General features: G+C 70.3%; 16 protein-coding genes. 7 read left to right on the forward strand and 9 right to left on the reverse strand.

All coding sequences use genetic code 11. The features are described 5' to 3' along the window. Window positions 1-194: 194 nt before the first annotated feature. Entirely contained in the window at window positions 195-1,136 is a 942-nt protein-coding gene (locus ABT127_RS00105) for a carbohydrate kinase family protein (RefSeq protein WP_351443559.1), read from the forward strand. Window positions 1,137-1,245: 109 nt separating this feature from the next. Here the strand turns inward: ABT127_RS00105 and uvrA are convergent, their stop codons facing one another. Further along, the gene (uvrA, locus tag ABT127_RS00110; protein ID WP_351443560.1) at window positions 1,246-4,305 is read right to left on the reverse strand and encodes an excinuclease ABC subunit UvrA; all 3,060 of its coding nucleotides are present in this window, start codon (window positions 4,303-4,305) and stop codon (window positions 1,246-1,248) included. Window positions 4,306-4,592: 287 nt separating this feature from the next. Here uvrA and ABT127_RS00115 point away from each other — a divergent pair, with 287 nt between their 5' ends. From ABT127_RS00115 to ABT127_RS00135, 5 genes are all read left to right on the forward strand, one after another. Next, window positions 4,593-5,318, forward strand: coding sequence for a maleylpyruvate isomerase family mycothiol-dependent enzyme (locus tag ABT127_RS00115; protein WP_351443561.1), 726 nt, complete (start codon window positions 4,593-4,595; stop codon window positions 5,316-5,318). A 9-nt stretch (window positions 5,319-5,327) separates the two neighbouring features. Further along, window positions 5,328-5,984, forward strand: a complete 657-nt coding sequence (locus ABT127_RS00120; protein ID WP_351443563.1) for an MBL fold metallo-hydrolase — start codon at window positions 5,328-5,330, stop codon at window positions 5,982-5,984. Between the two features lie 114 nt (window positions 5,985-6,098). Further along, the gene (locus ABT127_RS00125; RefSeq protein ID WP_351443565.1) at window positions 6,099-6,980 is read left to right on the forward strand and encodes an ABC transporter substrate-binding protein; all 882 of its coding nucleotides are present in this window, start codon (window positions 6,099-6,101) and stop codon (window positions 6,978-6,980) included. Beyond that, a complete protein-coding gene (locus ABT127_RS00130) occupies window positions 6,977-7,858 on the forward strand; it encodes an amino acid ABC transporter permease (protein WP_351443566.1) in 882 nt (293 codons plus the stop codon). Before ABT127_RS00125 ends, ABT127_RS00130 begins: the two co-directional genes overlap by 4 nt. Then, entirely contained in the window at window positions 7,855-8,604 is a 750-nt protein-coding gene (locus ABT127_RS00135; RefSeq protein WP_351443567.1) for an amino acid ABC transporter ATP-binding protein, read from the forward strand. The genes ABT127_RS00130 and ABT127_RS00135 overlap by 4 nt, the downstream gene beginning before the upstream one ends. A gap of 5 nt (window positions 8,605-8,609) precedes the next feature. On the opposite strand, the gene aroQ is transcribed toward ABT127_RS00135, so the two are convergent. Beyond that, window positions 8,610-9,083 carry a type II 3-dehydroquinate dehydratase gene (gene aroQ, locus ABT127_RS00140; RefSeq protein WP_351443568.1) on the reverse strand — a complete coding sequence of 158 codons (474 nt, stop codon included), beginning with the start codon at window positions 9,081-9,083 and terminating at the stop codon, window positions 8,610-8,612. 172 nt (window positions 9,084-9,255) lie between these two features. Here aroQ and ABT127_RS00145 point away from each other — a divergent pair, with 172 nt between their 5' ends. Beyond that, window positions 9,256-10,548, forward strand: a complete 1,293-nt coding sequence (locus ABT127_RS00145) for an MFS transporter (RefSeq protein ID WP_351443569.1) — start codon at window positions 9,256-9,258, stop codon at window positions 10,546-10,548. Here ABT127_RS00145 and ABT127_RS00150 read toward each other — a convergent pair. The 7 genes from ABT127_RS00150 to ABT127_RS00180 all read right to left on the reverse strand — a co-directional run bounded on the left by ABT127_RS00150 (window position 10,538) and on the right by ABT127_RS00180 (window position 19,082). Next, window positions 10,538-11,638 carry a calcium:cation antiporter gene (locus tag ABT127_RS00150; protein WP_351443570.1) on the reverse strand — a complete coding sequence of 367 codons (1,101 nt, stop codon included), beginning with the start codon at window positions 11,636-11,638 and terminating at the stop codon, window positions 10,538-10,540. The two genes, ABT127_RS00145 and ABT127_RS00150, sit on opposite strands and share 11 nt — an antisense overlap. 70 nt (window positions 11,639-11,708) lie before the next feature. Beyond that, the gene (locus ABT127_RS00155) at window positions 11,709-12,017 is read right to left on the reverse strand and encodes an NIPSNAP family protein (protein ID WP_351443571.1); all 309 of its coding nucleotides are present in this window, start codon (window positions 12,015-12,017) and stop codon (window positions 11,709-11,711) included. A 130-nt stretch (window positions 12,018-12,147) separates the two neighbouring features. Continuing rightward, window positions 12,148-13,137: a TerC family protein gene (locus ABT127_RS00160; protein ID WP_351443572.1), complete on the reverse strand. Its 990-nt coding sequence runs from the start codon at window positions 13,135-13,137 to the stop codon at window positions 12,148-12,150. A 233-nt stretch (window positions 13,138-13,370) separates the two neighbouring features. Beyond that, entirely contained in the window at window positions 13,371-15,272 is a 1,902-nt protein-coding gene (locus ABT127_RS00165; protein WP_351443573.1) for a TerD family protein, read from the reverse strand. A gap of 9 nt (window positions 15,273-15,281) precedes the next feature. Continuing rightward, the gene (locus ABT127_RS00170; RefSeq protein WP_502971601.1) at window positions 15,282-15,902 is read right to left on the reverse strand and encodes a TerD family protein; all 621 of its coding nucleotides are present in this window, start codon (window positions 15,900-15,902) and stop codon (window positions 15,282-15,284) included. Between the two features lie 108 nt (window positions 15,903-16,010). Next, complete coding sequence (uvrB, locus tag ABT127_RS00175) at window positions 16,011-18,146, reverse strand: excinuclease ABC subunit UvrB (protein WP_351443575.1); 2,136 nt, start codon at window positions 18,144-18,146, stop codon at window positions 16,011-16,013. 60 nt (window positions 18,147-18,206) lie between these two features. Beyond that, window positions 18,207-19,082, reverse strand: coding sequence for an MHYT domain-containing protein (locus ABT127_RS00180; RefSeq protein WP_351443576.1), 876 nt, complete (start codon window positions 19,080-19,082; stop codon window positions 18,207-18,209). Window positions 19,083-19,094: the final 12 nt, after the last annotated feature.

Genomic DNA, 19,094 nt, shown 5'->3' on the forward strand with positions numbered 1-19,094 from the left:
CTGCTCCGTGGTGCGCGAGCGGCGTGCAAGCGATGCGCGCGGGCCGCCCGGTCCTGCCCCGGTGTGCCCGCTTCGGCCAGGGGCGTGCCCGGGTCGGGGGCGGGTGGTGTCTCGCGGGCCACCGAAGCTCTAGCCTGCCGTCGGGCGGCCCGCCCGAGCCGCACCACTTCGTCCGTCGTCTGAAAGGACCCGCTGTGATCGTCGTCGCCGGAGAGGCCCTGATCGACCTCGTCCCGCTGGGGTCGAGCCCCGACGGCGGCGCGGACCGGCAGGCTCCCGGGCTGCCCCCGCTCGCACCGCGGCTGGGCGGTGGCCCGTACAACACGGCGGTGGCGCTCGGCCGGCTCGGCTCGGCCGTCGCCTTCTGTTCCCGCCTGTCCCGGGACGGCTTCGGCGAGGCCCTGCTGGACGGCCTGCGATCCGCCGGGGTGGACACGTCGCCCGTGCAGCGGGGCGACGAGCCGACGACCCTGGCGGTCACCTCCATCGGGCCCGACGGCTCGGCCGGCTACTCCTTCTACGCGGAGGGCACCGCCGATCGCCTCTTCTCGGTGCCCGAGCGGCTTCCGGCGGGCACGCGCGCGGTGTCGTTCGGCACCTGTTCACTGGTCCTGGAGCCGGGCGCCGGCGCGTACGAGGACCTGATGCGGACGGCCGCCGCCCAGGGCCTGTTCACCGCGCTCGACCCGAACATCCGGGCCGGTCTGATCCCCGACGCGGACTCCTACCGGGCCCGCTTCAAGAACTGGCTGCCTTCGACCACCCTGCTCAAGCTCTCCGAGGAGGACGCCCGGTGGCTCGGCGGCACACCGCAGGAATGGCTGGCCGGCGGGCCCGCCGCCGTGGTGCTCACGCGGGGCGGAGACGGACTGACGGTCTTCACACGGGACGGCGGCACGTACACGGTCCCGGGCGAGCGGGTCGAGGTGGTCGACACCATCAGCGCCGGTGACACGGTCAACGCGGCGCTGCTGCACGGCCTTTCGCAGCAGGACGCCCTCTCCCCCGCGGGCGTCGACGGCCTGGACGGCGACGGCTGGACACGCCTGCTCCGCTTCGCGGCCCGCGCGGCAGCGATCACCTGCTCCCGCGCGGGCGCGGAACCGCCGTACGGGTCCGAGGTCGGAGAGGTGTAGCGGCCGGACTCCGCCTGGATGCCGCTCCGCACGCGGGCCGCGCCCACCCGCCGCGCGATCAGCGGGAAGCGGCCCTGCCCGTCTCACGGGGCAGGGCCACTTCCGGGCGTCAGGCCTTGCGGGCCCGGCCGGTCGTCTTCTTCGCCGCGGTCTTCTTGGCCGCCGACTTGGCCGGCGTCGCCTTCTTCGCCGTCGACTTGGCGGCCGGCTGGGTCGCGGCGGCCTTGGCCGTCGCCGCCTTCTTCGCCGGCGCCCTGCCCGCCGCCACCGTCTTCTTCGCGGCGGTCTTGCGGGCGCGCGTCGCGGGCGCCGGGGCATCGCTGACCCGGTCGGCGCCGAGGATGTCGCGCAGGAACTTGCCGGTGTGGCTGGCGGGCTCCGCCGCGACCTCCTCCGGGGTGCCCTCGGCGACGACGATGCCGCCGCCGCTGCCCCCCTCGGGGCCCATGTCGACGACCCAGTCCGCGGTCTTGATGACGTCGAGGTTGTGCTCGATGACGATGACCGAGTTGCCCTTGTCGACGAGGCCCGACAGCACCGTGATCAGCTTGCTGATGTCCTCGAAGTGCAGACCCGTCGTCGGCTCGTCGAGCACGTAGACCGTGCGGCCCGTGGAACGCTTCTGCAGCTCGCTGGCGAGCTTCACGCGCTGCGCCTCGCCGCCGGACAGGGTCGGCGCGGACTGGCCGAGCCGGACGTATCCGAGGCCCACGTCGTTGAGCGTCTTGAGGTGACGGGCGATGCCGGGAACGGCCTCGAAGAAGCCCAGCGCCTCCTCGATCGGCATGTCCAGGACCTCGGCGATGGACTTGCCCTTGTAGTGGACGTCCAGGGTCTCCCGGTTGTACCGCGCACCGTGGCAGACCTCGCACGGGACGTACACGTCCGGCAGGAAGTTCATCTCGATCTTGATCGTGCCGTCGCCCGAGCAGTTCTCGCAGCGGCCGCCCTTGACGTTGAAGGAGAAGCGCCCGGGCAGGTAGCCGCGGACCTTCGCCTCGGTCGTCTCGGCGAACAGCTTGCGGACGTGGTCGAAGACGCCGGTGTACGTCGCCGGGTTCGACCGCGGGGTGCGGCCGATCGGCGACTGGTCGACGTGCACGACCTTGTCGACGAGGTCGTCGCCGTCCACGCGCGTGTGCCGGCCGGGGACCGTGCGCGCGCCGTTCAGCTCGCGCGCCAGGTGCGTGTACAGGATGTCGTTGACCAGCGTCGACTTGCCCGATCCCGAGACGCCGGTGACGGCCGTGAGGACGCCCAGCGGGAAGGACACGTCGATGTCCCGCAGGTTGTTCTCCTTGGCGCCGTGCACCGTCAGACGGCGGGACGGGTCCACCGGGCGCCGCAGGTCCGGGATGGGGATGGCCCGCTTGCCCGACAGGTACTGGCCGGTCATCGACTCGGCGTTCTTCAGCAGCTCCTTCAACGGGCCGCTGTGCACGACCTTGCCGCCGTGCTCACCCGCGCCGGGGCCGATGTCGACGATCCAGTCGGCGACCTTGATGGTGTCCTCGTCGTGCTCGACCACGATGAGCGTGTTGCCCATGTCGCGCAGGCGGACCAGCGTCTCGATGAGGCGGTGGTTGTCGCGCTGGTGGAGACCGATGGACGGCTCGTCCAGGACGTACAGGACGCCGACGAGACCGGAGCCGATCTGCGTGGCGAGGCGGATGCGCTGGGCCTCGCCGCCGGAGAGGGTGCCCGCCGCCCGGTTCAGCGACAGGTAGTCGAGGCCCACGTCCACGAGGAACCGCAGCCGCTCGTTGACCTCCTTCAGGACGCGCTCGGCGATCTTCTTGTCCCGTGCGTTCAGCGTGAGCTTGCTCAGGAAGTCGGCGCAGTCGCTGATGGACATCGCCGAGACCTCGGCGATGGACTTGTCCATGACCGTGACGGCCAGCACGATCGGCTTGAGGCGCGTGCCCTCACAGGTGGGGCAGGGCACCTCGCGCATGTAGCCCTCGAAGCGCTCGCGGCTCGCGTCCGACTCGGCCTCGCTGTGGCGGCGCTTGACGAACGGCACGGCACCCTCGAAGGGCGTCGTGTAGACGCGCTCGCGCCCGTACCTGTTGCGGTAGCGGACCTCGATCTGCGTCTTGTGGCCGTAGATCAGCGCCTTCTTCGCGCGCTGCGGCAGTCCGGCGAACGGGATGTCCGTACGGAAGCCGAGGGCGTCGGCGAGGGCCCCGATGAGGCGGCCGAAGTAGTCCTTGGTGTGACCGTGCGACCACGGGTGGATGGCACCCTCGTCGAGCGACTTGTCCTCGTCGGGGACGATCAGCTCGGGGTCGACCTCCATGCGCGTACCGATGCCCGAGCAGTCGGGGCAGGCGCCGAAGGGCGAGTTGAAGGAGAAGGAGCGCGGCTCCAGCTCCTCGAAGGACAGGTCGTCGTGCGGGCAGTACAGGTGCTCCGAGTACATGCGCTCGCGCTCGGGGTCGTCCTCGGGGAGGTCGACGAAGTCGAGCACGATCATGCCGCCGGACAGGCCCAGCGCGGTCTCGACGGAGTCGGTCAGACGGCGCTTGGCGGAGTCCTTCACCGTGAGGCGGTCGACGACCACCTCGATGGTGTGCTTCTCCTGCTTCTTCAGGGTCGGCGGCTCGGAGAGCTGGATCGTCTCGCCGTCCACGCGCGCGCGGGAGTAGCCCTTGGTCTGCAGGTCGCTGAAGAGGTCGAGGAACTCGCCCTTGCGCTCGCGCACCAGCGGGGACAGGACCTGGAAGCGGCTGCCCTCGGGCAGCTCCAGGACCTTGTCGACGATGGCCTGCGGCGACTGGCGTGCGATGGGGCGGCCGCACTCGGGGCAGTGCGGCTTGCCGATGCGCGCGAAGAGCAGCCGCAGATAGTCGTAGACCTCGGTGATGGTGCCGACCGTGGAGCGCGGGTTGCGCGACGTCGACTTCTGGTCGATCGAGACGGCCGGTGACAGGCCCTCGATGAAGTCGACGTCCGGCTTGTCCATCTGGCCGAGGAACTGGCGGGCGTACGAGGACAGCGACTCGACGTACCGGCGCTGGCCCTCGGCGAAGATCGTGTCGAACGCGAGCGAGGACTTGCCGGAGCCGGACAGACCGGTGAAGACGATGAGGGAGTCGCGCGGGAGGTCGAGCGAGACATTCCGGAGATTGTGCTCGCGCGCGCCACGGACGATGAGACGGTCGGCCACGCCGGTCCGCACCTTTCTAGAGAGAAGCGACAGGGGCGAAAGCCCCCGTCTCCCGAGGTCTGACTCTCGAAGACGCCCCCGAGAGATCCCCGGGGAAGTCGTGAGAAGGCTGTCCCTCGAAGAGTAGAGGGAGCCACTGACAACGCCGGTTGGTTTCCCTGCTTGCCAACAAACTCGGACCCTCAACCATGCCCGACGCCGCACTCGACCATATAGCACGTGCATTCGATTTAGGCGCGGCGTCGGCCACCTTCACCCGAACGTGTGGCGGAGCTATCGTCGGCGCCATGATTGATCACGTGCGCGACCTGGCGTCTGTACACGAAGCGACCGACAGGCTGCTCGCCGTGGTCGCCACCCTGGACAACGCCGACGTGACCGAGCCGTCACGGCTTCCGGGCTGGAGTCGTGGGCATGTGCTCGCCCATCTCGCCCGGAACGCGGACGCGCTCGTCAACGTCCTCGCCGGCCGTCCCATGTACGTGAGCGCCGAGGCCCGTGACGCCGACATCGCGCGCGACGCCCCGCGCGGGCTGCGCGAACAGATCGACGACGTGCGCGAGAGCGCGGAGCGCTTCCGGAGGACGGGGGCCGAGGACGCGGACTGGTCGCGCACGGTCGAGCTGCGCAACGGCGTGCTGGACACCGCGGCCAACGTGCCGTTCCGGCGCTGGATCGAGGTCGAGCTGCACCACGTGGACCTCGGGATCGGCTACGACCTGGAGGACCTGTCGGAGGAGTTCACCCAGCGGGAGATCAACTTCCTGGCGAACCGCTTCCGCGATCACCCGGGGCTGCCACCGCTCCTGATCAAGCAGGACGACGGCCGGATGCTGTCGACCGGAGCCGTGCAGGCCCTCTCCCTGAAGGAGATCGAGGACGGTGCGGTCCCGCCGCTCGGCATCGTGGTGCGGGGCCGTCAGGCCGACCTGCTGGGCTGGCTCGCCGGGCGCCGGGACGGCAGTGCCCTCGGCGTCGACCGGGGCACCCTGCCGGCCCTGCCACCGCTATAGGCTGAGTCCATGACGTACAGCGGAACGGTGAGGGTCGGCGGCCCGGCGGACGTGCACGAGCTGCAGAGCCTGATGATCTCCAAGGTCGCGGTCGGCCCGATGGACAACAACGCCTATCTGCTGCGCTGCCGCGCGACCGACCAGCAGCTCCTGATCGACGCGGCGAACGAGCCGGAGACCCTGCTGCGGCTCATCGGCGACGACGGCATCGCGGCCGTCCTCACCACGCACCGGCACGGGGACCACTGGCAGGCCCTCTCCGAGGTCGTCGCGGCGACCGGCGCCCGCACGTTCGCCGGGCGCGACGACGCCGAGGGCATCCCGGTGGCGACGGACGTGGCCGTCGCCGACGGGGACACGATCGAGTTCGGCCAGATCTCCCTCACGGCCCGCCACCTGGTGGGCCACACGCCCGGCTCCATCGCCCTGGTCTACGACGACCCGCACGGCCACCCGCACGTCTTCACCGGCGACTGCCTCTTCCCGGGCGGAGTGGGCAACACCCACAAGGACCCGCAGGCCTTCACCAGCCTCATCGACGACGTGGAGACGAAGATCTTCGCGCGGCTCCCCGACGAGACCTGGGTCTACCCGGGGCACGGGAACGACACGACCCTGGGGGCCGAGCGGCCGCATCTGCAGGAGTGGCGCGCCCGGGGCTGGTAGCCCAGGAGGCCCGTACGGGACGGGTGTTCACGAACCTGCAACACCGTTCCCACCATGCGGACAGTTGCCCGTCTGACCTCGACAGACGGGCCTGAGCGCTGCCAGTCTCCCGCCATGCCTCTCGACAACCGCACCGTGCGTCTGGTCCTCTGCTCGACCGTGGTCATCGCCGCGACGGCGGCCTGCGCCCCCGAATCCGAGAACTCCGGGGACGCCACCGGCGACAAGTCCACGACCGCGTCCTCCTGCGCTCCCGGCAAGCTGTCGACGGTGTCCTCCGGGAAGCTCACCGTGGGGACGGACAAGCCGGCCTACGCCCCCTGGTTCCAGGACGACGACCCGGCCAACGGCAAGGGCTTCGAGTCGGCCGTCGCGTACGCGGTGGCGAAGCGGCTCGGCTACGAGAAGTCCCGAGTGACCTGGCAGACCGTGCCGTTCAACAGCTCCTTCGCGCCGGGTGCCAAGAAGTTCGACTTCGACATCAATCAGGTGTCGATCAGTGAGGCGCGCAAGAAGGCCGTGGCGTTCTCGTCCGGCTACTACGACGTACGACAGGCCGTCGTCGCCCTGAAGTCCTCCAAGGCGGCCGGGGCGAAGACCGTGGCCGACCTCAAGAACGTGAAACTGGGCGCGCAGGTCGGCACCACCAGCCTCGACTTCATCAACGACCTCGTGAAGCCGGACCAGAAGCCCGCCGTCTACCAGAAGAACGACTTCGCCAAGTCCGCCCTGAAGAACGGCCAGGTGGACGCGATCGTCGTCGACCTGCCGACCGCGTTCTACATCACGGGCGCCGAGGTCACCGACGCCAAGGTGGTCGGCCAGTTCGACAACACCGGTGGCACACCGGAGCAGTTCGGCCTCGTGCTCGACAAGGAGAGCCGCCTCACCTCGTGCGTGACGGGCGCCGTGGACTCCCTCCGCAAGGACGGCACGCTCGCCTCGCTGGAGAAGAAGTGGCTGTCCGAGGCCGTCGACGCTCCGGTGCTGAAGTGACCGTCGCCGACCGGCCCGCCGCGGACAAGGACGCGTACGTCCCCTCCGAGCGGCGCCTGGCCCGTGAGCGCCACCAGCGGGCCCGCACGCGGCGCGCGACCGCCGTCGCCGCGCTCAGCACCCTGGTGACCGGCGCCGTCCTGTTCCTCGTCGTCACCCGGTCCCCCGGCTGGGAGCGCACCAAGGAGACCTTCTTCAGCGCGCACTACGCGCGCGTGGCACTGCCGGACGTCCTGGAGGGCCTGTGGCTGAACGTACGGCTCCTGGTGGTGTGCGGGGCGTGCGTGCTCGTCCTCGGGATGCTGCTGGCCCTGGCACGCACGCTGCGGGGGCCGGTGTTCTTCCCGCTGCGGGCCCTGGCCACGGCGTACACGGACTTCTTCCGCGGACTGCCGCTCATCATCTGCCTGTTGCTGATCATCTTCGGCGTGCCCGCCCTGCGCCTCCAGGGAGTCACCACGGATCCCGTGCTCCTGGGCGGGGCCGCGCTGGTACTGACGTACTCGGCGTACGTCGCCGAGGTGTTCCGCGCCGGCATCGAGTCGGTGCACTCCTCGCAGCGGGCCGCCGCGCGCTCCCTGGGACTCAGCAACCGCCAGACGCTGCGCCACGTGGTCCTGCCCCAGGCGGTGCGCCGCGTCGTGCCTCCCTTGCTGAACGATCTGGTGTCGCTGCAGAAGGACACCGGGCTCGTCTCCATCGGTGGTGCGGTGGACGCCGTGTACGCGGCGCAGATCATCGCCGGCAAGGACTTCAACTACACGCCGTACGTGGTCGCGGGTCTGGTGTTCGTCGCTCTCACCATCCCCATGACCCGCTTCACGGACTGGGTGACGGCCCGTATGGACCGCCGCCGGGCTCAAGGAGGCCTCGTATGACCGAGCCCGTGCTGCGGATGCGGTCGGTGCGCAAGACGTTCGACGGGAGCGTGGTGCTGCGCGACGTGGATCTCGACGTCGCCCCGCACACCGTGACGGCGCTGATCGGCGCCTCCGGTTCGGGAAAGTCGACGCTGCTGCGCTGCGCCAACCTCCTGGAGGAGATAGACGACGGGGCGATCTGGCTGGACGGTGCGGAGATCACCGATCCGCGCACGGACGCGGACGCCGTGCGGCGCCGGATCGGGATCGTGTTCCAGGCGTACAACCTGTTCCCGCACATGACCGTCCTGGAGAACATCACGCTGGCACCGCGCCGGGTGCACGGTGTCGCGCGGAAGGCGGCCGAGGAGCACGCCAGGGGACTGCTGGAGCGTCTCGGGCTCGGCGCGAAGGCCGACGCCTACCCGGACCGGCTCAGCGGCGGCCAGCAGCAGCGCGCGGCGATCGTGCGGGCCCTCGCCGTCCGGCCGCGCCTACTGCTGCTCGACGAGATCACCGCGGCGCTCGACCCGGAGCTGGTGGGCGAGGTCCTCGACGTCGTCCGCGACTTGAAGGGCGAGGGCATGACCATGGTGCTGGCCACGCACGAGATGAGCTTCGCGCGCGAGGTCGCCGACCAGGTGTGCTTCCTGGAGGACGGTGTCGTGCTCGAACAGGGCGCCCCCGAAGCCGTCTTCGGGGATCCGCGGCAGGAACGTACGCGCCGGTTCCTGCGGCGGATCGTGGAGGCGGGGCGCCTGTAGCCGTCTCAGGCGCGCACCGCGGCGGGCGCGGCCAGCGCGGCCACGCGTTCCACCCCGAAGACGTACCCCTGCACGCCGCACCCGGCGATCACCCCGTCGGCGCGGTGCGACACGTAGGAGTGGTGCCGGAACTCCTCGCGCTGGTGGATGTTGGAGATGTGGACCTCGATCACCGGCATGCCGTCGCAGGTGTTGAGCGCGTCCAGGATCGCCACCGAGGTGTGCGAATAGGCGGCCGGGTTGATGACGATGCCCACGTGGTTCTCCCGGGCCTCGTGGATCCAGTCGACCAGCTCGCCCTCGTGGTTGGACTGCCGGAAGTCCACGGTGGCGCCCTGGGCCGCGGCCGCCTTCACGCACAGCGCCTCGATGTCGGCGAGGGTGTCGAGGCCGTAGATCTCCGGCTGGCGCTTGCCGAGCAGGTTCAGGTTGGGGCCGTTGAGAACCATGATCGGGGCGCTGGCGAGGGTGTGCGGCACTGGGACCTCCGTACGTCGGGCGGTTGCTCCCTGAGGGTCTATCACGGGCTCCCGGCACGGCCGACGTCGGCCGACACGGATCGCGTACGGGATCGCCGAGCGCACTCGTGCGCCTCCGGCCGCGCTCTCGTACGCCCCGTAACCAGCGGCGATCACGGGCAGTTGCCGCGGCATGCACACTTCTCACGGTCCGTCACTGCCGCGTCTTGCGGCGGCCGCCCTGGTCGGCACGGCCATCGAGTTCTTCGACTTCTTCGTCTACGGCACCGCCGCCGCACTCGTCCTGGGTCCGCTCTTCTTCCCGACGTTCTCGCCGCTCGCGGGAACGCTCGCGGCCTTCGCGACCTTCGGAGTGGGCTTCGTGGCGAGACCGCTCGGGTCGGTCCTGTTCGGACACATCGGGGACCGCCGTGGCCGCCGTCCCGTCATGGTCGGCTCGCTGCTGCTGACCGGGGCGACGACCGTCGCGGTCGGGTTCGTGCCCACGTACGCGTCGATCGGGGTGGCCGCTCCCCTGCTGCTGCTCGTGCTGCGCTTTCTGCAAGGGCTCGGCCTGGGCGGCGAGTGGGGCGGAGCGGTCCTGCTGACGGCCGAGCACGCGCCCGCCGGGCGGCGCGGCCTGTGGGCGAGCCTTCCGCAGATCGGGCCTTCGGCGGGTTTCCTGCTGGCCAACGGCATCATGCTCGGCCTGTCGACGACGCTCACCGACGCGCAGTTCGCGGACTGGGGCTGGCGGGTGCCCTTCTGGGCCGCCGGCGTCCTGGCCCTCGTCGGACTGTGGCTGCGCTCCTCCCTGGTGGAGAGCCCTGCCTTCCTCACCATGGAGGAACCGGCGCGGCTGCCGCTCGCCGAGGTGGTGCGCGGGCACGGGCGGCTGGTGCTGCTCACCGCCGGCGCGCTCGCCGTCGGGTACGCGATCTTCTACTCGGTGACGACCTGGTCGCTCGCCTACGGGGTGGAACGGCTGGGCGTGAGCCGCAGCGTGATGCTGGCCTGCATCATGGCGGCCGTCGTCGTCAAGGGTTCGCTGACTCCGGTGGCGGCCCTGCTCGGGGACCGGTTCGGGCGGCGGCCGGTCTGTCTCGCGGGCTGCGCCGTGGCCGTGGTGTGGATGGTGCCGATGGTGGCGCTCCTGTCCACGGGGGAACCGCTGCTGATGTTCCTGGGGTTCCTGGTGGCCCTGCTCGCGTTCATCGCGATGTTCGCCGTGATCGCCGCGTATCTGCCGGAACTGTACGAGCCGCGGGTCCGTTGTACGGGTGCCGCCGTCGGCTACAACCTGGGCGGCGTGCTGGGCGGGGCGCTGACGCCGATCGTGGCGACGGCACTGGCCGGCGAGGGAGCGGGGGTTCCATGGGGTGTGGGGTTGTATCTGTCGGGAGTCGCGGCGCTGAGCCTGGGGTGTTTCGTGCTGCTGCCGGAGACGGCGCCGGCCGTGGTGGCGCGGGACGCTGTCACGGCGTGACGGCGAGCTCCACGTACGCGGCGAGGATCACCAGGTGCACACCGCCCTGGAGCGGTGTCGCCCGTCCCGGCACGACGGTGAGGGTGCTGACCACCAGGGTCAGCGCGAGCAGGACCATGTGCGTGGCCCCCAGACCGAGGACCAGCGGCCCCGACAGCCAGAACGAGGCGATGGCGACGGCCGGCACGGTCAGTCCGATGCTGGCCATCGCCGAGCCGAGCGCGAGGTTGAGACTGGTCTGTACGCGATCGCGGCGGGCGGCGCGCAGCGCCGCGATGGTCTCCGGCAGCAGCACCAGCAGCGCGATGATCACGCCGACCACGGCCTGTGGCATGCCCGCGGCCTCCACACCGTGCTCGATCGTCTTGGAGACGCCCTTGGCGAGGCCGACGACACCGATGAGGGCGAGCCCGAGGAGACCGAGGCTGAAGAGCGCGGTGCGGTTCGTCGGTGCTTCGGCGTGGTCGTCGGCGTCGATGACGACGCCCTGCCGGGAGATCGGCAGGAAGTAGTCGCGGTGGCGCACGGTCTGCGTCGCGACGAACAGCCCGTACAGGACGACCGCGGAGACGGCCGAGAAGACCAGCTGCGACGTGGAGAACTCGGGACCGATCCTGCTCGTCGTGAACGTCGGCAGGACCAGACAGAGCGTGGCGAGTGTGGCGACGGTGGCGAGGGCGCCGCCGGTCCCCTCCGACTGGAAGATCGCCACCCGGTGGCGGAGGGAGGCCGCGAGAAGGCTGACACCGACGATGCCGTTGCAGGTGATCATGACGGCGGCGAAGACCGTGTCCCGGGCGAGCGTCGAGGTCTTGGGCCCGCCGTCGGCCATCAGTGTGACGATGAGCGCCACCTCGATGATGGTGACGGCGACGGCGAGCACGAGCGAGCCGAAGGGTTCACCGACGCGATGGGCGACGACCTCCGCGTGATGGACGGCCGCGAGCACGGAGCCCGCGAGGACCAGGGAGACGACGGCGACCAGCGCGCCCGGCAGGTCGCGCCCCCAGGTGAGCCCGAGCAGCACGATCGCCAGCACCGGCACGAGGACGGTCCACCGTGTGGCCAGTGCCCGGAGTCTGGTGCTCATGCCTTCGATGCTGCCCGGGGCGGTGTGGGGGCGCGACCTGGATCGGCGTCGCGGACGGTTCCGGCGCGGCTCACTTCAGTTCGCGCGAGTCCTTCAGATCGCAGTTGGTGAAGGCCGGCGGCCGGGTGCACAGGGCCGAGAGCTGTTCGTTGAGCTTGCCCACCTCGGGGCGTTGGTTGCTGCGCTGGGCGTCGTCGTAGGACTCGAACTCGACGATCGCGAGGTAGCGGCCCGTCTTGTCCCGGTCCTGGAGCAGGATGCGGTGTGTGGGACCGCCGGGTGTGCCCTGCATCTGCCGCTCGAACCGGTCGAGCAGTTCCCGTACCTCGTCCATCCGCTGCGACTCGAAGTCGATGATCTGGACGAACTTCTGGCTCATGGGTCCTCCCCCTCGTGCCGTCGCGCCCCGGGGACGGGACGCGCTCAGGTCACAAGCAAGCACCGGAAGGGGGTTGCGGCAATCGGCCGCGCACCCCTCCCGGTGCTGGTCATCCCTACGCCTGCTGGTGTCAGGCCTCGACGCTGTCCTTCTGAGCCTCTTCGGCCGCGTCGCGCTGGGCCTGCTTCTTCGAGGCGATGAGGCTGGTGATCGTCGTGATGATCAGGACGCCGCAGATGACGGCGAGCGAGACCGGGATGGAGATCTCCGGTACGTGCACGCCGGACTCGTGCAGGGCGTGCAGGATCAGCTTCACGCCGATGAAGCCGAGGATCACCGACAGGCCGTAGCTGAGGTGGACCAGCTTCTTGAGCAGGCCGCCGATGAGGAAGTACAGCTGGCGCAGCCCCATCAGGGCGAAGGCGTTCGCCGTGAAGACGATGTACGGGTCCTGGGTCAGTCCGAAGATCGCCGGGATCGAGTCCATCGCGAACAGCACGTCGGTCATGCCGATGGCGAGCATGACGACCAGGAGCGGCGTCATGACCTTCTTGCCGTGCTGCCGGATGAAGAGCTTCGTGCCGTGGTACCGGTCCGCGACGCCGAACTTCTTCTCCACCGACTTCAGGAGGCGGTTCTCCTCGAAGTCCTCTTCCTCCTCGTCGGCCAGGGCCTCCTTGATGAGCTTCCAGGCGGTGTAGATGAGGAAGGCACCGAAGAGGTAGAAGACCCACGAGAAGCTGGAGATGATCGCGGCGCCCGCCGCGATGAAGATCGCCCGCAGTACGAGGGCGATGAGCACGCCGAAGAGCAGCACGCGCTGCTGCAGGTGGGTCGGCACCGAGAACTTCGCCATGATCAGGATGAAGACGAAGAGGTTGTCGACACTGAGCGACTTCTCGGTGATGAAGCCCGCGAAGAACTCGCCGCCGGCCTGGCCGCTGCCCCAGACCGTCACGCCGATGCCGAAGAGCACGGCCAGGGCGATCCAGACCACGGTCCAGATGCCGGCTTCCTTGATCGACACGTCATGGGGCTTGCGCCCGATGAAGAAGTCGACCGCGATCAGGGCGCACAAACCAAGAATGGTGAGCACCCACAAGGTCATTGATACGTCCACTGCGCCTCCGGCGTCGTACGGCTACTGATCAGCGTCGTCGCTGCCGGAGGTCTCTTCCACCCGAGACCCGGTCCGGGGTTTCGGGCCGACGCCCCGGGATCGACGGCCATGGGGCCGGCGTCCGTATTGACGGGCACGTCGCGTGTGGGAGTACTCCCCTCCGCGTCAAGAAGAGTACTCGAAAGACCCATGAGAGGTAAAGGGATTAGTAAAGGAATCACCAAGTGTGCAGGTCAAAGGCCCCTGTCGCGCCGGGCTCTCGCCACCTCCGCGAGGACTTGGCGCAGGACCGCGCTGCCGCTCGGGACCGTCGGCGGCTCGTACGTCCAGGCGTGCCCGACCCAGGGGTCGGCGAGGTGGTCGTCGGGTACCGGTGTCAGGCGCAGCAGGACGCGCCACAGCGGGTCGAGGAGCGGGCCGTACTCGGCGGCGTCCGCGCGGTCGGCGACCAGCATCAGATGGACGCCCACCCGCGGTCCTTCGTCCGCGAGGTAGCGCAGCCGGGTGACGGCGCGGTCGTCGAAGCCGTGCGGGAAGTCGTGCACCACGAGCAGTTGCTCGGCCGTGTCGAGATCGGGCGGCAGGGAGTCGGCGGCGCCCGCGCGGATCGCCATCTGGACGAGATCGACCCGCTCGGTGAGCCGGGTCAGCGTCTCGGCGACGCCGGCCGCTCCCCTGGCGGGCGGACCCGCGAGCACCCCGGCGTCGACCAGGGGGGCCAGAGCCCCCGCCGCCGTGCCCGCCGGGTCGATGACGTGCACGCCGAACTCGCCCGCCGGGTACGCCGCGAGCAGCCGGGCGACGTGGAGGACGGCGGTGTGCGCGGCACGAGCCCGCAGCGCGTCGGCGTCGCTGAGCGCGTCCCCGGCGGAAGCGCCTGCGTCGATCCACAGCCCGCGCTCCAGGGGAAGCCGTACGAGCATCGGGATGCGCAGGCCCGCGGCGTCGCTCTCCGGCAGCCTCAGATCGCCCAGACGCACGGCCATGGGGTTCTCCATGGGGCTGCGGTACGCGTGCCAGCACGGGTTGTCCCAGCCGGCGTACGGCGCGGGCAGCGCGGGCTCGACCACCTCGGACTCGGCGACGAGCTGGGCCAGGTCCCGGTCGAAGGCCTCGCGGGCGCGGTCCACGAGGGCACCGTGCTTGGCCCGCGCGGCCTCGCGGGCGGCGTCGCCCTGGCTGCCGATGCGGCTGCGCGGGTCGGACAGGCCCGAGAGGATGCCGTCGAGCTCCTGCTCCATCCGGGAGTCGGCGAAGTCGACGGCGCTGCGACAGGCGGCGGCGGTGCGGGCCAGATCCTCGAACATGCCCCACACCTGGTTGTAGAGCCGCTCCTCCATGGTCCAACCGGTGGCGTCGCCCGCGACGGGCGCGGCCGGCCTGCCCGGATCGGCGGGCTGCACGGAGGGCCGGGGCGGTGGAGCCTGGCGGCGCGGGTGGCTGTAGTCGATGGGGCCGCTCGGGCCCCCTGCGGCCGGAGCCGCCGGGGTGGGCGGCAGGGCGCCGGAGGCGTGGCCCGCGGTGGCCCCCGCGCGTACCTGGCTCTCGTCCGTCGCGCGCGGGGGCGGTGCCACCGCGCGGGCCAGGCCCTGGGCGACGGCGTCGTGGATGGTGCCCGCCAGTGCCTGTGCGTCCGGCAGGCCCTGGTCGGCGAGGAGCGCGGCGAGTCCGTCGGCGTAGCCCTGACCGACGGCGCGCACCTTCCAGGTGCCCTGTCTGCGGTACAGCTCCAGGGCGACGACGGCCGACTCCGAGTCGAGGTCGGTGACGGTGTAACTGGCCTGCTCGGCGCCGTCGAGGCCGGTGACCGCGACGAACGGGGCGGCCACCGCGCCGAAGCGGGTCGGTCCGCCGGTGCCGACGGGCAGAGCGAGCAGCACGGTGACGCGGTGCACGTCCTGCGGCATCGCGTCCAGGTCGACGGCGAGGCGGTGGTCGGCCGCCGCCTGTCGCGGTACTTCGAGGCCCGGCAGGGCGGGCGCGCCGGGGTGGGCGACGCGCCCGGTGCCGTGCACGGCGCCCCGGTCGTCGGCGAGCGTGGCGCCCGCGACGACCGGATGGCCGGCCGACACCCGGATCTCCAGACGGGTCTGGGTGAGGGGGTGGTTCTGGCCCCTCACCAGTTCGGCCGCCATCGTCGCCCGCTAGAGGCCGGGCAGGATCGAGGGCATCAGGTCCTGGAACGTGCGGCCGTTGGCCGGCGTGCCGAGGGCCGTCATCCTCCAGCCCGCTCCGTCCCGGTGCACCTTGGCCATGATCTGCGCCGTGTACTGGCCGCCCCCGTCGAGCGTGAAGCGGGCCAGCTCCTGGCCGTTCGTCTCGTCGACCAGGCGGCAGAACGCGTTCTGCACTTCCTGGAAGGTCTGGCCCGTGAACGAGTTGACCGTGAAGACGATCTGGTCGATGTGGACCGGGACGCGCGCGAGGTCGACGAGGATCGCCTCGTCGTCTCCGCCCTGTCCCGCACCGCCCACCAGGTTGTCGCCGGTGTGCCGGACCGAGCCGTCGTCACTGACGAGGTGGCGGAAGAAGACCACGTCCACCGGCTGCTTGTCGGCGAAGAGGACCGCGGAGGCGTCGAGGTCGATCTCGCGGGTGCGGGTGCCGAACAGGCCCCGGCGCGGAGCCGCCTGCCAGCCGAGGCCCATCCGTACGGCGGTGAGGGAGCCTCCGCCCTGCTTCTCGAGGCTGATCCCCTGCCCCTTGTCCAAGCTGATGCCCACGCGCTGTCCCCTCTCGTACCGTCCCCTGTTGCCGCGGCGCATGCGCGGTGGGTCAAACCCTAGAGGGCGACACTGACAGCACCGCCACCGCGGGCGGAATTTTGTGGCGGTCTTGCAACACAGCCACCTCGTTCCGCCCGTCGCGGCCGGTCAGGCCAGACCCGCCTCCCTCATCTGCCGCAGCTCTTTCTTCATCTCCGAGACCTCGTCGCGCAGACGGGCCGCGATCTCGAACTGGAGATCGGCCGCCGCGGCGCGCATCCGCTCGGTCAGCTCCTCGATCTGCTCGGAGAGCTCGGCCGCGGGACGGTCGGTGGGCACGGTCGGCTCCGCCTTGCCGCGCTTCTTCTTGCCCGTGTCCGCCGTGCCGAGGGAGGGGACGGGGGCCTTGGCGCCCTTCCCGTCCTTGCCACCCTTGCGGTAGCCGGTGCCGAGCAGCGCCTCCGTGTCGACGTCCTCGCGCGCGATGGAGGCCACGATGTCGTTGATCTTCTTGCGCAGGGGCTGCGGGTCGATGCCGTTCGCCTCGTTGTACGCGATCTGCTTCTCGCGGCGGCGGTTGGTCTCGTCGATGGCCTTCTCCATCGCCGGGGTGACCTTGTCGGCGTACATGTGGACCTGGCCCGACACGTTTCGCGCGGCGCGACCGATGGTCTGGATCAGGGACGTCCCGGAGCGCAGGAAGCCCTCCTTGTCGGCGTCCAGGATCGCGACCAGGGACACCTCGGGCAGGTCGAGGCCCTCACGGAGCAGGTTGATGCCGACCAGGACGTCGTACTCGCCCGCGCGCAGCTCGCGCAGCAGCTCGACGCGGCGCAGCGTGTCCACGTCGCTGTGCAGGTAGCGCACCTGGATGCCCAGCTCCAGGAAGTAGTCCGTGAGGTCCTCGGCCATCTTCTTGGTGAGCGTGGTGACGAGGACGCGCTCGTCCTTCTCGGTGCGCGTACGGATCTCGTGCACCAGGTCGTCGATCTGCCCCTCGGTGGGCTTGACGACGACCTCGGGGTCGATGAGGCCGGTGGGGCGGATGATCTGCTCGACGAAGCCGTCCGAGCGGGCGAGCTCGTAGTTTCCGGGCGTCGCCGACAGGTAGACGGTCTGGCCGATGCGCTCCTGGAACTCCTCCCACTTGAGAGGACGGTTGTCGAGCGCGGACGGCAGGCGGAAGCCGTGGTCGACCAGGGTGCGCTTGCGGGAGGCGTCGCCCTCGTACATGGCGCCGATCTGCGGCACGGTGACGTGCGACTCGTCGATGACGAGCAGGAAGTCGTCCGGGAAGTAGTCGAGCAGCGTGTTCGGCGGGGAGCCGGGCTCGCGGCCGTCGAAGTGCATCGAGTAGTTCTCCACGCCGGAGCAGGAGCCGATCTGGCGGAGCATCTCGAGGTCGTACGTGGTCCGCATGCGAAGACGCTGGGCCTCCAGCATCTTGCCCTGCTTCTCCAGCTCGGTGAGGCGCTCGCCGAGCTCCTTCTCGATGTCGTTCGCCGCGCGCTCCAGGCGCTCGGGGCCCGCCACGTAGTGGGTCGCCGGGAAGATGTACAGCGAGTCGTCGTCGCTGATGACCTCTCCGGTGAGCGGGTGGAGGGTGGAGAGCGACTCGATCTCGTCGCCGAACATCTCGATGCGGACCGCGAGCTCCTCGTAGACGGGGAAGATCTCGATGGTGTCGCCGCGCACCCGGAAGGTGCCGCGCTGGAACGCCAGGTCGTTGCGCGTGTACTGGATGTCGACGAAGCGGCGCAGCAGGTCGTCGCGGTCGATCTCGTCGCCGACCTTCAGGGGGACCATGCGGTCCACGTACTCCTGCGGCGTGCCGAGGCCGTAGATGCAGGAGACGGAGGCGACCACGACGACGTCGCGGCGGGTCAGCAGCGAGTTCGTCGCCGAGTGGCGCAGGCGCTCCACCTCCTCATTGATCGAGGAGTCCTTCTCGATGTACGTGTCCGACTGCGGGACGTACGCCTCGGGCTGGTAGTAGTCGTAGTACGAGACGAAGTACTCCACCGCGTTGTTCGGCAGCAGCTCGCGGAACTCGTTCGCCAGCTGGGCGGCCAGCGTCTTGTTCGGCGCCATCACCAGGGTGGGGCGCTGGAGCTTCTCGATCATCCACGCCGTGGTGGCGGACTTGCCGGTGCCGGTCGCGCCGAGCAGGACGACGTCCTTCTCGCCTGCTGTGACGCGCTTCTCCAGCTCGGCGATGGCCGCGGGCTGGTCACCGCTGGGCTGGTACGGGCTGACGACCTCGAAGGGCGCCACCGTGCGTTCGATCTTGGATACGGGCCGCATGGAACCAACCGTACGACCCGCCACTGACAACCGGGCCTGATCGGCCCTCGGACGCCCGCGTCACCAGTCCTGCGGGGCGCGGCGCGGCTCCTGCCGGCCGAAGGGGCGGCGCACGCGGAGGCTCTGGCTCCGGGACGGGGTGCGGGTGCCCGAGGCGTCGCTGCGGTGGTCCGCGGCCTCCTGGGCGTCGCGCCAGTCGGGACGGCCCATGACCATCATCGGATCGAACATGACGACCACGCCGGCCAGGAGGAGGAAGCAGAGCGGGCCGATCATCATGGGCGCGATGATTCCGGCGGCCGTGTCGCCCCCGGGGTTGCCGGTGACCGAGCCCTGCACATGGACGCTGACGCCCGTCATCGCCATGTAGTGCATGCCGGACACGGCGAGCCCCATGACGAGGCTCGCGCCGAGGCTCCAGAGGATGCCGCGGACCTGTACGGCCGCCCACAGGGCGAGGGTGGCGGCCACCATGGCGATCACCACGGAGGCCACCACGGTGAAGAGGTTGTACTGAATAGCCCCGTGAAGGCGCATTCCGGCCATTCCGAGGTAGTGCATCGTGGCGACGCCCAGTCCGGTGATGGTGCCTCCGGTGAAGAGGGCGGGGCCGGTCGCCCCCTTGTAGCCGACGATGAAGACGCCGACGCCGACCATGACGATGGCGACGCCGAGGCTCGCGAACGTCGTGGCCATGTCGTAGTGGATCGGCACTCCGTCGACGGAGAAGCCCATCATCGCGATGAAGTGCATCGTCCAGATGCCCGAACCGATGGCGGCCGAGCCGAGCGCGAGCCAGCCGACCCGCCAGGTGTTGGCCACCAGGAGCGATCTGGTCGTGCAGCGCAAGCCCAGAGCGCCTCCCAGGCATGCCATGAGATACGCCACCACCGGTGTGACGAGTCCATAACTGAAGCCGTCGACCGTGCCCTGCATGCGTCGCAGCCC

Source organism: Streptomyces sp. NPDC001904 (assembly GCF_040297005.1).
Lineage (GTDB): Bacteria > Actinomycetota > Actinomycetes > Streptomycetales > Streptomycetaceae > Streptomyces.